General features: G+C 69.5%; 11 protein-coding genes. 4 read left to right on the top strand and 7 right to left on the bottom strand.

From position 1 onward, the window contains the following. Positions 1–19: 19 nt before the first annotated feature. Positions 20–778, top strand: coding sequence for an HAD family hydrolase (locus ACIOVG_RS16585; RefSeq protein ID WP_400875867.1), 759 nt, complete (start codon positions 20–22; stop codon positions 776–778). Then, the gene (locus ACIOVG_RS16580; RefSeq protein WP_400875864.1) at positions 775–3,285 is read left to right on the top strand and encodes a glycoside hydrolase family 65 protein; all 2,511 of its coding nucleotides are present in this window, start codon (positions 775–777) and stop codon (positions 3,283–3,285) included. Before ACIOVG_RS16585 ends, ACIOVG_RS16580 begins: the two co-directional genes overlap by 4 nt. Positions 3,286–3,306: 21 nt before the next feature. On the opposite strand, the gene ACIOVG_RS16575 is transcribed toward ACIOVG_RS16580, so the two are convergent. From ACIOVG_RS16575 to ACIOVG_RS16545, 7 genes are read right to left on the bottom strand one after another with little or no spacing between them, the layout of a single operon-like run. Next, positions 3,307–4,935 (bottom strand): dipeptide ABC transporter ATP-binding protein, encoded by a 1,629-nt coding sequence (locus ACIOVG_RS16575; protein WP_400875861.1) that lies wholly within the window; start codon positions 4,933–4,935, stop codon positions 3,307–3,309. Further along, positions 4,925–5,443 carry a GbsR/MarR family transcriptional regulator gene (locus tag ACIOVG_RS16570; RefSeq protein ID WP_400875859.1) on the bottom strand — a complete coding sequence of 173 codons (519 nt, stop codon included), beginning with the start codon at positions 5,441–5,443 and terminating at the stop codon, positions 4,925–4,927. The genes ACIOVG_RS16575 and ACIOVG_RS16570 overlap by 11 nt, the downstream gene beginning before the upstream one ends. Then, positions 5,440–6,852 (bottom strand): serine hydrolase domain-containing protein, encoded by a 1,413-nt coding sequence (locus ACIOVG_RS16565; RefSeq protein ID WP_400875857.1) that lies wholly within the window; start codon positions 6,850–6,852, stop codon positions 5,440–5,442. The genes ACIOVG_RS16570 and ACIOVG_RS16565 overlap by 4 nt, the downstream gene beginning before the upstream one ends. Before the next feature lie 22 nt (positions 6,853–6,874). Continuing rightward, complete coding sequence (locus ACIOVG_RS16560) at positions 6,875–7,765, bottom strand: ABC transporter permease (protein WP_400875855.1); 891 nt, start codon at positions 7,763–7,765, stop codon at positions 6,875–6,877. Further along, positions 7,758–8,690, bottom strand: a complete 933-nt coding sequence (locus ACIOVG_RS16555; protein WP_400875853.1) for an ABC transporter permease — start codon at positions 8,688–8,690, stop codon at positions 7,758–7,760. Before ACIOVG_RS16555 ends, ACIOVG_RS16560 begins: the two co-directional genes overlap by 8 nt. Next, on the bottom strand, positions 8,687–10,075 hold the full coding sequence (locus ACIOVG_RS16550; RefSeq protein WP_400875850.1) for a M14 family zinc carboxypeptidase: 1,389 nt from the start codon (positions 10,073–10,075) through the stop codon (positions 8,687–8,689). Before ACIOVG_RS16550 ends, ACIOVG_RS16555 begins: the two co-directional genes overlap by 4 nt. Further along, a complete protein-coding gene (locus ACIOVG_RS16545) occupies positions 10,075–11,670 on the bottom strand; it encodes an ABC transporter substrate-binding protein (RefSeq protein ID WP_400875847.1) in 1,596 nt (531 codons plus the stop codon). The genes ACIOVG_RS16550 and ACIOVG_RS16545 overlap by 1 nt, the downstream gene beginning before the upstream one ends. A 277-nt stretch (positions 11,671–11,947) precedes the next feature. Here ACIOVG_RS16545 and ACIOVG_RS16540 point away from each other — a divergent pair, with 277 nt between their 5' ends. Both ACIOVG_RS16540 and recR read left to right on the top strand, forming a co-directional pair. After that, positions 11,948–14,440, top strand: a complete 2,493-nt coding sequence (locus ACIOVG_RS16540; RefSeq protein WP_400875844.1) for a DNA polymerase III subunit gamma and tau — start codon at positions 11,948–11,950, stop codon at positions 14,438–14,440. After that, the gene (gene recR, locus ACIOVG_RS16535; protein WP_400875841.1) at positions 14,440–15,033 is read left to right on the top strand and encodes a recombination mediator RecR; all 594 of its coding nucleotides are present in this window, start codon (positions 14,440–14,442) and stop codon (positions 15,031–15,033) included. The genes ACIOVG_RS16540 and recR overlap by 1 nt, the downstream gene beginning before the upstream one ends. Positions 15,034–15,061 lie beyond the last annotated feature (28 nt).

Raw genomic sequence — 15,061 nt, 5'->3', positions numbered from 1 at the left:
CCTTCTCCTGGAGGCTCCTGTGCCCGAAGCCCTTCCCGATCTGCTCGCCGCCGACGGCGTGCTGTTCGACCTCGACGGCGTGCTCACGCCGACCGCCGAGGTGCACATGCGCGCCTGGAAGGTGGTGTTCGATCAGGTGTTCGCGCAGTGGGGGATCACCCCCGCCTACACCGACGCCGACTACTACGACTACGTCGACGGCAAGAAGCGCTATGACGGCGTGGCCAGCCTGCTGCACAGCCGCAATGTCGAGGTGCCCTGGGGCGCGGTCGACGACCCGCCGGAGGCCGAGACGATCTGCGGCATCGGCAACCGCAAGAACGATGCGTTCGCCGCCTCGCTGCGCGCGGAGGGCATCGCCCCGTATCCGGGCTCGCTCGCGGTCGTGCAGCGCCTGCACGAGGCCGGAGTCCCGCTCGGGGTGGTGTCGAGCTCGAAGAACGCCGAAGAGGTGCTCGGCGCTGCCGGACTCCGCTCCTACTTCCGCGTGGTCGTCGACGGCGTCGTGGCCGAGCGCGAGAACCTCGCCTCCAAGCCCGCCGCCGACATGTTCCGCGCCGGTGCCGAGAACCTCGGCGTCGACCCGGCACGCAGCATCGCGGTGGAGGACGCCACCTCCGGCGTCGCCTCGGCCGCAGCCGCCGGGTTCGCCGACGTCATCGGCGTCGATCGCGGCGCCGGTGCCGACGCCCTGACCGCCGCCGGTGCCACGGTCGTCGTCGACGATCTCTCCCGCTTCCTCCCGCTCACCCCGAACCTCACCACGGAGACCGCATGATCGACCGCGACCGCTTCCCCGTCGACCCGTGGCGTCTCGTCGAGACGCGCTACTCGGAGGAGGGCGTCGGCGAGACGCTGTTCTCCGTCGGGAACGGCTACCTCGGCCTGCGTGGCAACCACATAGAAGGACGAGGTGCGCACGAGCACGGCACGTTCATCAACGGACTGCACGAGACCTGGCCGATCCGCCACGCGGAGCAGGCGTACGGTTTCGCCGAGGTCGGCCAGACGATCGTCAACGCGCCGGATGCGAAGGTCATGCGCGTCTACGTCGACGACGAGCCGATCTCGTTCGACGTCGCCGATGTGCGCGAGTACCGCCGCACGCTCGACATGCGCACGGGTGTGCTCGAGCGCATCGTGGTGTGGGAGACGCCGTCGGGCAAGCGGGTGCGCATCCGCGACGAGCGCATCGTGAGCTTCGAGGAGCGCCATCTCGCGGTGCTCCGCCTCGAGGTCGTCGTCGAGAACTCCGACGCCCCCGTCACGATCAGCTGCCAGCTGCTGAACCGCCAGGACGGCGCCGGCGTCTACGCCGGCACTCCCGCCGCGGCCAAGAAGCCGGCCGGATTCGACCCGCGCAAGGCCGAGAAGATCGCCGACCGGGTGCTGGAGCCGGCCGAGCACTGGCAGGACGGACTGCGCTCAGCGCTGTCGTACCACGTCGCCGATTCCGGGATGACGGTGGCTGTGGTGGCCGACCACATCATCGAGACCGAGAACGAGTACAACGCCCGCACGCTCATCGAAGCCGACATCGCCAAGAACGTGTTCCGCGTGCAGGCGAAGGCCGGAGTCCCGATCCACGTCACGAAGCTCGTGAGCTACCACACCTCGCGCGGCGTGCCGCCGCGTGAGCTCGTCGACCGCTGCCGCCGGTCGCTGGACCGGGTGATCGTCGAGGGCGTCGAGACGCAGTTCCAGCGCCAGCAGGAGTGGCTCTCCGCGTTCTGGGAGCGCAGCGACGTGCAGATCGGTGGTCGCGACGACCTGCAGCAGGCCACCCGCTGGTGCCTGTTCCAGCTCGCGCAGGCCTCCGCGCGCGCCGACGGCACCGGGGTGCCGGCCAAGGGCGTCTCCGGCTCCGGCTACAGCGGTCACTACTTCTGGGACACCGAGATCTACGTGCTCCCGTTCCTCACGTACACGTCGCCGCAGTGGGCGCGCAACGCTCTGCGCGCTCGTGTGCACATGCTGCCTGCCGCGCGCCGACGCGCCGCGCAGCTCAACGAGGCCGGCGCGCTGTTCCCGTGGCGCACGATCAACGGCGAGGAGGCCTCGGCCTACTACGCCGCCGGCACCGCGCAGTACCACATCAACGCCGACGTCAGCTTCGCGCTCGGCAAGTACGTGCGCGCCACGGGCGACGAGGAGTTCCTGCGCCGCGAGGGCGCAGACGTCGCGGTCGAGACCGCGCGCCTGTGGGCGACGCTGGGCTTCTGGCGCAGCTCGCGCCTGGTCGAGGAGGTCGGAGCGGATGACGGCATCCAGACCTTCCACATCCACGGCGTGACCGGACCGGACGAGTACACGACGGTGGTGAACGACAACCTCTACACGAACGTCATGGCGCGCTACAACCTGCGCTACGCCAGCCGCATCGTGCGGGAGATCGCCGAGAGCTACCCCGAGGACTACGCCCTGCTGGTGGAACGCACCGGACTGGGCGAGGGCGAGGCCGAAGCGTGGGAGCGCGCGGCAGAGGCCATGTTCATCCCCTACAGCGAAGCCCTCGGCATCCACCCGCAGGACTCGCTCTTCCTCGAGCGCGAGGTGTGGGATCTGGCGCACACGCCCGACTCGCAGCGCCCGCTGCTGCTGCACTTCCACCCCCTCGTGATCTACCGCTTCCAGGTGCTGAAGCAGGCGGATGTCGTGCTGGCGCTGTTCCTGCAGGGCAATCACTTCTCGCCGGAGGAGAAGCGCGCGGACTTCGACTACTACGACCCGCTGACGACCGGCGACTCGACGCTGTCGGCCGTGGTGCAGTCGATCCTCGCGGCCGAGGTCGGCTATCAGGACCTCGCGCTGGAGTACTTCTCGCAGTCGCTGTTCGTCGATCTGCACGACCTGCACCACAATGCGGCTGACGGCGTGCACGTGGCCTCCGCCGGTGGTGTGTGGACGGCACTGGTGTGCGGCTTCGGCGGCATGCGCGACTACGCCGGCGAGCTCAGCTTCGACCCGCGACTCCCCGCGGGCTGGCCCTCGCTGTCGTACCCGCTGCAGTGGCAGGGGTCGGCGGTGCAGGTGACGATCACGAAGGACGAGCTGCGGGTGCAGGTGCGCTCCGGCGATCCGGTGCCGTTCACCGTGCGTGACGAGGCGTACATCGCCACGGTGGAGGCCGAGGTCGTCGTGCCGCTCGCCGACCAGGGGCCGCTGATCCCCGGGCGCCCGACGCTGCGGCAGTTCGCGGACGCCCGTCGCGAGGATGGCACCCGCCTGTCGGCGTCCGTCCCCGTGATCACGACCGCGATCCCGGTGATCGAGCCCATCGACTGAGACGCGCCGTCCCCGGCCCGGTCAGGACGCGCGCCGCGCGCGCTGCACCTGCGGGTCGGGGACGGGCGCGGCGTCCAGGAGCGTGCGGGTGTACGCGTCTCGTGGCGCCTGGAGCACCTGCAGCCGGTCGCCGATCTCGGCGAGACGACCGTGATGCATCACGGCGACGCGGTCGGCCAGCTCGTCGACCACGGCGAGGTCGTGGCTGACGAAGAGGCACGCGAAGCGGAACTCCTGCTGCAGGCGTCGGAACAGTTCGAGCACGGTCGCCTGCACCGAGACGTCGAGCGCGGATGTCGGCTCGTCGGCGATCAGCAGGTCCGGCTGCAGCGCGATCGCTCGGGCGATGGCGACGCGTTGACGCTGCCCGCCCGAGAGCTCGTGCGGGTAGCGCTCGGTCCAGGCGCCCGGCAGTTCGACGGACTCCAGCAGCTCCGTGACCCTGGCGTGCAGCTTCTCTCCGCGCAGACCCGCGTGCACGGCGAGAGGCTCACCGACGGACTCGGCGACCGTGTAGCGCGGATTCATCGAGCCGAGCGGGTTCTGGAACACCACGCCGACCCGTCGGCGGACGTCGCGTTGCGCCGCGCGGGACCCGGAGGCGACGTCGACGCCGTTGATGCGGATGGCGCCGGAGGTGATGGGCGCGAGGCCGAGGGCCGCGCGTCCGAGCGTGGACTTCCCCGACCCGGATTCGCCGACCAGGGCGAGGAGCTCGCCGGGGGCGATCTGCAGGCTCACGCCGTCCACCGCCCGGACGGTACGACGTCGGGAGGAGTACTCGACCACGAGGTCGTCGACTTCCAGGACCGCGCCCGGTTGCGACGAGGACAGCCGCGCGGGGGCTCCGATGCGCGGAACGGCGGAGAGCAGCTGCTGGGTGTAGGCCGCTTCCGGTGCGGCGAACAGCTGGTGGACCTCCGCGCTCTCCACGGCCTCGCCGTGTCGCATGACGACGACGCGGTCCGCCAGATCGGCGACCACGCCCATGTCGTGCGTGATCAGGATGATCGCGGCGGAGGTGCGATCGCGCAGCCGGCGGAGCACATCGAGGACCTCGGCCTGCACCGTGACATCGAGCGCGGTCGTCGGCTCGTCCGCGATGAGCAGCTCCGGGTCGCACGCGAGGGCCATGGCGATCATGACGCGCTGGCACTGACCGCCGGAGAACTGGTGAGGGTAGAACCGCATCCGCGCCTCCGGGTCGGGCAGATCCACCAGCCGCAGCAGCTCGATCGCCCGCGCGTCTCGCTGCGCGCGATCGAGATCGGGGCGGTGACGCGCCAGCACCTCGCGCAGCTGGAACCCCACGGTGAAGACCGGGTCGAGTGCGCCGATCGCGTCCTGGAACACCATCGAGATGCGTTTGCCGCGGATGTCGGACAGCGCGGTGCGGCTGAGCCCGAGCAGCTCGGTGTCGCCCATGCGCGCGCTCCCGGTGACGGTGGCCGTATCGGGCAGCAGACCCATGAGGGCCATCGAGCTCACGGATTTGCCCGAACCGGATTCGCCCACGATGGCGAGGATCTCGCCGGCGCCGACCTCATAGCTCAGCCTCGTCACCGCGGCGACGTCGGCCTGGCGGCCCTTGTCGACCTGGAAGCGCACTGTCAGGTCGCGCACGGTCAGGACGGGGCGGTCAGCGCTCATCAGCATCCTCCGGCGCGAGCGCCTGTTCCTCGGCGAGTTCCGCATCGCGGTACGCCTCCCAATCGCTGAGCATCTTGGTGTGGTACCCGGCCAGCCAGGTCATGTAGTTGCGTGCGTTGCGCAGGCGTCGCTGCGGCAGACCACCCGGTTCGATCTCGTCCATGCCGACAGAGATCGCGGCGGAGAGCATGCGCAGGTAGCCGCGCTCGGAGGCGAGGAATCCGCCCCAGACGTCGTCTTCCACGGCGAAGTAGTAGCTGCGGTCGCCCGCGATGGCGACGCGGTGGATGAAGCCGACTTCGCTGAGGTGCCGCGTCGCCGTCGACACGGAACCCGCGCTGGCGGCGAGCAGCGTGGCGATCTCGCCGCTGGAGAGGTACGGCCGGTCCACGATCATCAGGAGCGCGATGATCCGCGCCTCCATCCGGTTGCTCATCGTGGTCTGCCACGCCAGCGCGAATTGCTCGACGAAGACCCGTTGTCCTGTCGTCAGTTCCAGTTCGGTCACGTCGCAGGCTCCTTGAGGATGCGGGTCATCGACTCCCTGCGTGCCAGGAAGTCGTCGAGCGGCCACTGGGTCATGCCGTTGACGCGGACGGACGCGACCGTGCCATCACCCTTGCGAGTGAACGATACCGGCTCGCCGGAAGCTCCGAAGCTGGGCTGCAGGAATGTGCGCAGAGTGTCGGCATCCACGACCTCGAGCTCCTCCATGCTCTCGTAGACGTCTCGCGCACCGGGGGACACCAGCACGAGACGCCCGCCGAGCTCGACGATGTCCGTCAGGCCCCACAGCGAGGCGTATCGACCCGTGAAAGACGCCGCGGTCACCCCGTCGGGGACGGGTTTCTTCTCGGCGCCGGGGAGCGCGCTCTGTGCGGCGTCGATCACGGCGAACACCGCCTGGGCGATCTGCTCGGCCGGCCCGTCCACCGCGTTGGTGAGGACGCTCACCACGATCTTGCCGACCGGGTCGATGTAGGTGCGCGTGATGTGCCCGGGGTAGCCCCCGGAATGTCCGACGACCGCGCGGTCGCGGATGGAGGCCACCTCGATGCCGACGCCGTAGCGTCCGATGTCCTTGCCGTAGCGGTGCACCACGGATGCGGTGCGCTGCATGATGCGCTGGGAGTCTGCGGAGATCAGCGCATCCGAGCCGTGCCAGTGGGCGGCGCCGTACACGGTGAGGTCTTCCGCTGTCGAGTAGAACCCGGTGGCGGCGGCCATGGCGCGGGTGTCGACGTGGTCGATCGTGAGGCGATCCTGCTCGCCGAGCAGCAGCCCGGTGTGTCCTGCGGCGTACTCTGCTGCCCGCGCCGGATCGTACTCGGCACCCGTGCGGGTCAGTCCCAACGGCTCGACGATGTGGGTACGGCAGTAGTCCACGTAGCTCTGCCCGCTGGCTGATTCGATCGCCAGCCCGAGCAGCGAGTATCCGACGTTCGAGTAGCGGAAGTACTCGTTGCGCCCGGCGATGGTGCCGTGCGCGAGGATCTCTGCGATGAGTCCGTCGCGGTCGGGGAACGGACGTTCCAGCTGCCAGAAATCGGCCTCCGTCCCGTCGCGTTGGATGCCGGACTGGTGCTCGAGCAGCTCACGGATGGTCGCGGAGCCGATCGGGGAGCCCGCGAGCTCATCGACGTGCTGGCCGATCGGGTCGTCGAGGCGGATCGCGCCCGCCTCGACGAGCTGCATGACCGCGGTGCCGGTGAACGTCTTGGAGTGCGAGGCGATGCGGAACAGGTGGTCGGTCCGCAGCGGTTCCCCGGTGGAGGCGTCGGCCGTGCCGACGGCGAACGAGGAGATCAGTCCGTCTGCCGTGCGCACGGCGACCTGCGCTCCGGTGGCGCGGTAGTGGCGGACCTGGGCGTCGACGAGCGCCGGCAGATAGGCGACGGCGGATGCGAGATCGGTCATGGTGCTCCTTCGGAATGAGCGGTCAACGGCTCTTGGGGTCGAGGGTGTCGCGCAGGATGTCGCCGAGGGTGATGACGGCGAGAACCGTGATGGTCAGGATGAGCGAGGGGAACAGGAGCATGTGCGGCGCCGTCTGGAATCGCTCCTGGGCGCTGGCCAGCTGCAGGCCCCAGGAGATCGAGGGGGCGCGCAGACCGAGACCGAGGAAGGTCAGCGTCGCCTCGGCGACGATCACCGATCCCACCATGATCGTCGCGATGGCCAGCACCGGTCCGATCGCGTTGGGGAGGACGTAGCGGCCGAGGATGCGAGAGGTCGACAGGCCCATCGCCCTCGCCGCATCGACGTAGTCGGCTCCGCGGATGGTGCGGACGGATCCCCGGACCAATCGCGCCATCGTCGGCCACGAGAACAGCGCGAGCACCAGAGCGACGCTGAGGACCGTGCGCTCGGCCAGCGTCGTCAGCACGACGACGGCGCCGAGCAGGAACGGGAAGCCGAGGAAGACGTCCGTGAGTCGCGAGATCAGCCGGTCGGCCCATCCGCCCCAGTACCCGGCGATCACTCCGAGCACGAGGGCGACGAGCAGCGCGAGCGCGGTGCACAGCACGCCGACGCTGAGGGAGGCCCTGGTTCCGTAGACCACGTTCGCGAGCACGTCGCAGCCCTGCAGATCCGTGCCGAAAGGATGCGCCGCGCTCGGCGGGCTGGCCGAGTCGGCGAGCACGCAGGCGCGCGGGTCGGAGGTCGGGCTGAGCTGGGCGAACCACTCGGGGAAGATCGCCACGAGTGTGAGGATCCCGAGCACGGCGCAGCACACCCAGAACAGCGCGCGTCGGCGCAGCGAGCGCCAGACGCCCCGACGGGGCATCCTGCTGAAATGCGACTCCATGGTCGCAGCGACCTCACTCATGACGGATCCTCGGGTCGAGAACGGTGTGCAGGAGATCGACGATCAGGTTCGCGATCAGGAAGATGACGATCAGCGCGACCGAGATGCCGATGATGGTCGGTCCTTCATGGGCCCTGATCGACTGGAACAGCAGCTGGCCGACGCCCGGGAGGTTGAACACGCCCTCGATGACCACGGTCCCGCCGAGGAGATACCCCAGGTCGATCGCGAGGAAGGTGAGCACGGGGAGTGCCGAGTTGCGCATCACGTGCACGCCGATCACGTCACGGGGACGCATCCCCTTCGCCCACAGGGTGCGGACGTAGTCGGCGTTGAGCGCATCGATGACGGAGCCGCGCATCAGCCGGGCGACCGAGGCCAACCCGAAGACGGCGACGCAGAACGCGGGCAGCAGGTAGGCGACGGGCCATCCGGCGGCCGTGCCGGCGACCGGGAACCAGCCCAGGTGCACTCCGAAGATGAGTTGCGCGGACACGGCCAGCACGAACACCGGGATGGAGCTGGCGAGGATCGTGCCGGTGAGCACGAGCTTGTCGTCCCAGCGGCCGTTGCGGACACCGGCCCACAGCCCGAGCGCCACGCCGAGCAGGACCTCGATGCCCCACGCCGTCAGCGCGAGCGTGATGGTCACCGGCCAGCGATCGGCGAGCTTGTCGGACACCGCCTGACCCGAGAAGTTCCTCCCGAGATCGCCCTGGAACAGGTTCGCGATGTAGTTGAGGTACTGCTGCCAGAGCGGCTCGTCGAGGTGGTACTCCGCGCGCAGCTGCGCGACCACGGATTCAGGGAGCGGGCGATCGCCGCCGAGGCTCGCGATCGGGTCGCCCGGCAGCCCGAACACCATGGCGTAGATGATGAACGTCACGCCGAAGAAGACGATCGCGAGCTCGCCGAAGCGGCGGGCGACGTACCACGTGACCTTCACGTGGTCGACTCCGCGTCGATCAGGCAGCGCGCCACGGCGAGGGTGGCACCGAACTGCACACCGACGAGGGAGGAGATCGGCAGGGCGGTGAGCTCGGTCTGCGTCTCCGACTCCGCGCACCACTGCGCGAAGAGCGCCTGCATCTCGGCGCGTGCGCGGCGGGTGCCGGGGGTGGCGCTGCCCGCCGCGACCTCGGCGTCGAGCATCCGCAGCGTCATGCCGCCGTAGCGCAGCCGGAAGCAGCGCACGACGTCTTCATTGCTGAAGACCTCGGCGCGGCTGGCGAGGCGGGCGATGCTCTCGCCGTCGGCACGACGGTGCTCGGTCTCGCCGTTCGCGCTGAGGTAGGGGACGAACGCGCTCGTCGCCCGGCGGAACGGGGTGTCCAGTGTCAGGTCCGCCGCATCGATGATCCGCTGCAGCGCGTCCCCCGTCTCGACGAGGGCATCGGCCTTGCGGTGGAGCACGGTGACGTACGGCTCCTCGCTCGGGGTGTCGTCGTCGGCATCGGGATGCGACCAGTACGGCAGCTCGGCGACCAGGGAGACAGTCCCGTACTTCGCAGCGTACGACGACGAGGAATCGCCGCTGGAGATCAGAGGGACGGGATCGATGCCCAGCTCGGCGAGGAAGTCGTACTCCTCGCTCATCGAGATCATGCTGTACACGGCCGTGCCGAAGGCGCGCACCGTCGGCGTCTCCGGCTCGCCGGTGTCGAGGGGGAGCCCGAGGGATCGCGGCACCGCGTGCAGGGCGTCGACGGCGCCGTCGACCTCCGTGCCGAGGTAGAAGTACACGCCACCCAGTTCCGCGTTGTGCAGTGACACCATGAAGTCGGGGCGCACGTCGTCGATCACGCGCATCAGGGCCTGGGTCTCGGGCAGCACCCGGTCGAACCAGGCCTGCTTGTGGGCGAAGGGGAAGGTCCATTCGACCTGCTCATCGGGCGCGGGGCGGTAGAAGTGCCTGGCGTAATGGGTGCGCTCGCTCGGCGCGGAATACCACTGCTCGTTGAGGCGCGTCCCGTCGGGGTCGATGCAGGGGATGATGTGCCACGTCGCATCGAAGGCCTCGCGCAGCGCGTCGTCCGTCGCGAGCACAGTGGCCAGATGCTGCAACGTGCGGAAACCGATGGGCTCGTTCGGGTGCACCCCGGCGAACAGCAGGTAGGAGCGGGGACCGTCGCCGAGCGAGAACAGGGGGATCGGCTCCCCGAGACGGGAGGTGCCGATGCGCCGGGTCGTGATGAGCTCGGGGTGGAGGTCCGCAAGGTGCGTGAAGGACGCGAGGAGGTCATCGACTCCGGGGAAGTCGGTGAGGGAGGGGATCCCCCCGGATCGCTCGAGGATGTCCTCGAGCGATCCGGGGGCGGGGGAGTGCGTCATCACCGGTCTCCGGCCAGAACCGTCATCGAGTAGTTCGGGTTGCCGGCAGCCGAGGTGTTCAGCTCCGCCACGCGCGTCGAGGTGACGTACGCGTAGGACTCGTTGAACAGGGGCGGGACGGGGAACGTCTCCATCAGGCGCTCCTGGACGGCGGTGTAGGCGGCTGCCACCTCATCGTCGGTCAGGGCGGCATCGGCCGCATCCATCAGCGTCGCGACCTCGGCGTCGTACTCGCCGACGCAGCCGGCACATCCGCCGTTCTCGATGAACATCGCCCGCAGCGTGGCCTGCTGGCTGGGGTACAGCGCGCCCCAGCGGGAGAAGTACGGCCCGGGGGTGGCGCCGTTCAACCGGTTCTCGTAGAACTCCGCCCAGTCCGCGCTCGGTGTCGCGATGGCCTCGACGCCCAGCGCCTGCCGGATCGAGTTGGCGATGGCCGCGTAGAAGTCGTCGAGACCGACGCCGCCCGGGTAGTAGATCTCGATCGTCCCGGAGAATCCGCCTGCCTCGGCCAGCAGCGCCTTGGCGGCCTCGGGGTCGTACTCGCAGTACTCACCGCAGATGCCGGTCGGCGTGCCGGGCTCGATGTCGGGGGTGAAGGCCGTCGCGGGTGCGTACAGCCCGCCGTAGATGACGTCGTTGATGGTGGCGCGATCGATGGCCATCGAGATGGCCTGGCGCACGCGGATGTCCTGATAGCGCGGGTCGCTCAGGGGGATGCCGAGGTAGGAGATCCCCGGCGCCTCGAAGGCGTACACATGGTCCTCGCCGAAGTCGCTGTCCGCCTGCGTCATCTTCGACGCCGGCAGGCCGGCGACGTCGAGATTGCCGGCGAGGACGTCGTTGTACGCCGTGGCCGTGTCGGTGTACGGCACGAACGTGATCTGGTCGACCGTGGGCTTCTCGCCCTGGTAGTCGTCGTAGGCGGTCACGACGATCGGCTCACCCTCTTCGTAGTCCTCGGTGAACTGGAACGCGCCGTTGCCGATCGGACGCTTGTTGTAGGCGTCGAAGTCCTCCAGCGCCGAGGCGGGCATCGGGTACATCGCCGTCTGGGCCTGGGAGACCTGCATGGGGAACTGGCTGTCCGGCCCGACGAGAGTGACGGTGAAGGTCAGGTCGTCGACCACCGCGAGGCCGGACATCTCGGCGGCCGGTGTGTCGCTGGTGACGTCCGCATAGCCGGCGATCTTGGCGAGCTGACCGGAGTTCTCGAACGCGTTCGGGCCGTAGGCCACGGCGTTCCAGGAATCCACATAGTCCTGAGCCGTCACGGGAGTGCCGTCCTGGAAGGTCCATCCGTCGCGGAGGGTGATGGTGTACGTCTGCGAGTCGTCGGTGTCGATCGACTCGGCGGCGACGTAGGTGATCTCGCCGTCGGAGTCGACGAAGGTGAGCGGTGCCCAGACGGCCATGTTGATGTCATAGGCGACGGTCTGACGGCCGGGGATGATGAGGGACGGATCCGTCACGCCGACGCTGATCTCCGCGGCGGCCGCGTCGTCGGTGGAGGTTCCGGTGGAGCCGCTGCATGCGGTGAGAGTGAGTGCTGTCGCGGTCAGGAGGGCGGGGAGTGCGAGGTGCTTGTGCTTCATGACGTTCCTTCGGGAGGGGGCGATTGCTGTCGCTGGTGCAGGGGTGGTGAAGGAGATCCCGATCACGACGCCATCGTGAGGCGTCTGCTCTCGGCACGCGGATCGACGGATGGCGATCGGCGTGACAAAGAAATAACTTTCAGAAGTTAGTGAATCTTCTGATGGTTTCGAAGATGTTACGGGTTCGAATCCTGTTTGTGAAGACCTCCTCACACCGCTTCCGCCGGGGACGAGCGGGGGAGGAGCGCGTGTCAGTGGCACGCCGTAGGCTGGTGAGGTGACCACAGCCCTCTACCGCCGCTACCGCCCCGAGACGTTCGGCGAGATGATCGGGCAGTCCCAGGTGACCGATCCGCTGATGACGGCCCTGCGCGGCGACCGCGTCGGTCATGCCTACCTCTTCTCCGGACCGCGCGGGTGCGGCAAGACCACCTCCGCCCGCATCCTGGCGCGCTGCCTGAACTGCGCGGAGGGCCCGACCGACGTGCCGTGCGGCACCTGCCCGAGCTGCGTGGAGCTCTCCCGTGCGGGCGGCGGATCGCTCGACGTGGTCGAGATCGACGCCGCGAGCCACAACGGTGTCGACGATGCCCGTGACCTGCGCGAGCGGGCGACCTTCGCCCCGAGCCGCGACCGGTACAAGATCTTCATCCTCGATGAGGCGCACATGGTCACCCCGCAGGGCTTCAACGCGCTGCTCAAGCTCGTCGAAGAGCCGCCGGAGCACGTGAAGTTCATCTTCGCGACCACCGAGCCCGAGAAGGTGCTCGGCACCATCCGCTCCCGCACCCACCACTACCCGTTCCGACTCGTGCCGCCCGCCGCGATGCTCGAGTACGTCGAGAAGCTCTGCACGGAAGAGGGCGTGCTCGTGGAGCAGGGTGTGCTGCCGCTCGTCGTGCGCGCCGGCGGCGGCTCTCCGCGTGACACGCTGTCGCTGCTCGATCAGCTGATCGCCGGTTCCGACGCTCCTGCCGACTCGCCCACGGTCACGGTCGGCTATGCCCGTGCCGTCGCCCTTCTCGGCTACACCCACGGCGCTCTGCTCGACGAGATCGTCGATGCGCTCGCCGCCGCAGACGCGGCTGCGGCCTTCCCCGCGATCGATCGCGTGGTGCAGACCGGCCAGGATCCGCGTCGCTTCGTCGATGACCTGCTCGAGCGTCTGCGCGATCTCATCGTCATCGCAGCGGTGGGAAGCGGGGCGTCCGCTGTGCTCCGCGGCATCGCCGATGACGAGCTCGAGCGCATGCGCGGTCAGGCGCAGGGTTTCGGTGCGGCACGACTGTCGCGCACCGCCGATGTGGTCAGTGCTGCACTCGACGACATGTCGGGAGCGACCTCGCCGCGCCTGCACCTCGAGCTCATGGTCGCGCGGGTCCTCGCCGCGGCGTCCGCCGATGCCGCGGCACCGGTGACGTCGGCGCCGGCCCCCGTCGCGCGCACCACCGCCGCGGGTCTGCCCCAGGCGCAGTCGGCCCCGCCGGCCGCTGTCGCCCAGGCGACGCCTGCTCCGTCACCGGCTGTTGCCTCTGCTGCGTCTGCTGTTCCTCCCGCGCCTGCTGCACCCGCCGCGCCTGCCGCCGCCGCCGCGCCTGCGGCCGCCGCGCCTGCCGCTCAGGCGCCGACGACCGCTGCCGCCGCTGAGGCGCCTGCTGTCGCTCCTGTGTCGGTCGAGGCCGAAGCCCCCATCGCGGAACCCGAGCCTGCCGCCGCGCCCACCGGGCCGGTGACCTTCGCGCGCGTCACGGCGGCGTGGCCCGCGGTCCTCTCCCGGCTCGAGAGCATCAGCCGCATCTCGTGGCTGGTCGTGACGACCGTGCAGCCGCTGGGCTATGACACCGATTCCGAGGTGCTCACCATCGGGTTCGCCAGCCAGCACGACGTCGGCAAGTTCAAGGGCACCACCCCCGGTGCCGGGCCCTCGGATCACCTACGCACCGCGATCGAGCAGGAGCTCGGTGTGCGCGTGAAGTACCTGCCTGCCCCGCTCCCCGCCGCCGGCTCGTCCGGTGCCCCCGGAGGGTCCGGTTCGGCGTCGGACGCCGCTCCCAAGAACTTAGCTCCGTCGAGGGACTCAGGCCCGTCGAGAGACTCCGCCCCGTCGAAAGACGCGCCCGCCTCGCAGGGCTCGACCCTGTCGACCGCGAAGCCATCGGCTTCCGCGTCCTCTCGGCCGCAGTCTCACGGCTCCTCCGCGCCAGCGGTCACCGAATGGGCTGTCGCTCCGATCCCCGCGGGCGAAGCAGGCGGGGCTCCGCTCGCCGCCCCCACGGCCGCGCTGGCGGTCGACGAGGAGCCAGAAGAGGTCGAAGCGGCCGCATCCGCGCCGACGCCGCCCATCGATGGTGTCGCGGACAGGGACGAGCCGCCTCTTCCCGGCGATGACGACGTGCCCTACTTCGATGATGAGCCGCCCTACGACCCCTCGTATGAGCCGGCTCCGTCGCAGGGTCAGGGCCCGCCCGCGCGTGGTGCATCATCCGCGCCGGTCTCGCCCGGACAGAACGCTGCGCAGAGCACGGGACAGAACGCTGCGCAGAGCGCCGGACAGAACGCTGCGCAGAGCGCCGGTGCGCCCCCGACCCAGGGCGCCGCTCCCCGGGTGGTCGCGCCACCGGCACCCCGTTCCGCACCCACCCCGACCGTGACCGAGCGCGCTCCCACCGTCGGGGGAGTGCAGCGCTATGGTGAGGCCGTGATCCGCCAGGTGCTCGGCGCGACGTTCGTGCGCGAAGAGCCCTATGAGCCCCCGACGAGGTTCGCCTGATGTACGACGGCATCGTTCAAGAGCTGATCGACGAGTTCGGTCGTCTTCCGGGCATCGGCCCGAAATCCGCTCAGCGCATCGCGTTCCACATCCTGCAGACACCGACCTTCGATGTCGCGCGCCTGTCGGAGCTGCTCCGCGACATCCGCGATCGCGTGAAGTTCTGCGAGGTCTGCGGCAACGTGTCCGAGCAGGATCGCTGCGCCATCTGCCGTGATCCTCGACGCAACCAGACGCTGATCTGCGTCGTGGAGGATGCCAAGGACGTGTCGGCGATCGAGCGCACCCGCGAGTTCCGCGGGCTGTACCACGTGCTCGGCGGGGCGATCAGCCCGATCGCGGGCATCGGACCTGACGACCTGCGCATCACGCAGCTGATGACGCGTCTCGCCGACGGCACGGTGCAGGAGGTCATCCTCGCCACGAACCCGAACCTCGAGGGCGAGGCGACGGCCAGCTACCTGAGCCGCCTGCTCACGACCATGCAGATCACGGTCTCCCGCCTCGCGTCCGGTCTCCCGGTGGGCGGCGACCTGGAGTACGCCGACGAAGTCACCCTGGGGCGCGCCTTCGAAGGCCGGCGCGTCCTGTGAACGGACCCGCAGCTCGTCGCGCGGTGAG

This window comes from Microbacterium sp. NPDC087591, from assembly GCF_044743625.1.
GTDB lineage: Bacteria > Actinomycetota > Actinomycetes > Actinomycetales > Microbacteriaceae > Microbacterium.
Note: the sequence above shows the minus strand (reverse complement) of the source record. Positions and strands in the feature narration are given on the sequence as shown.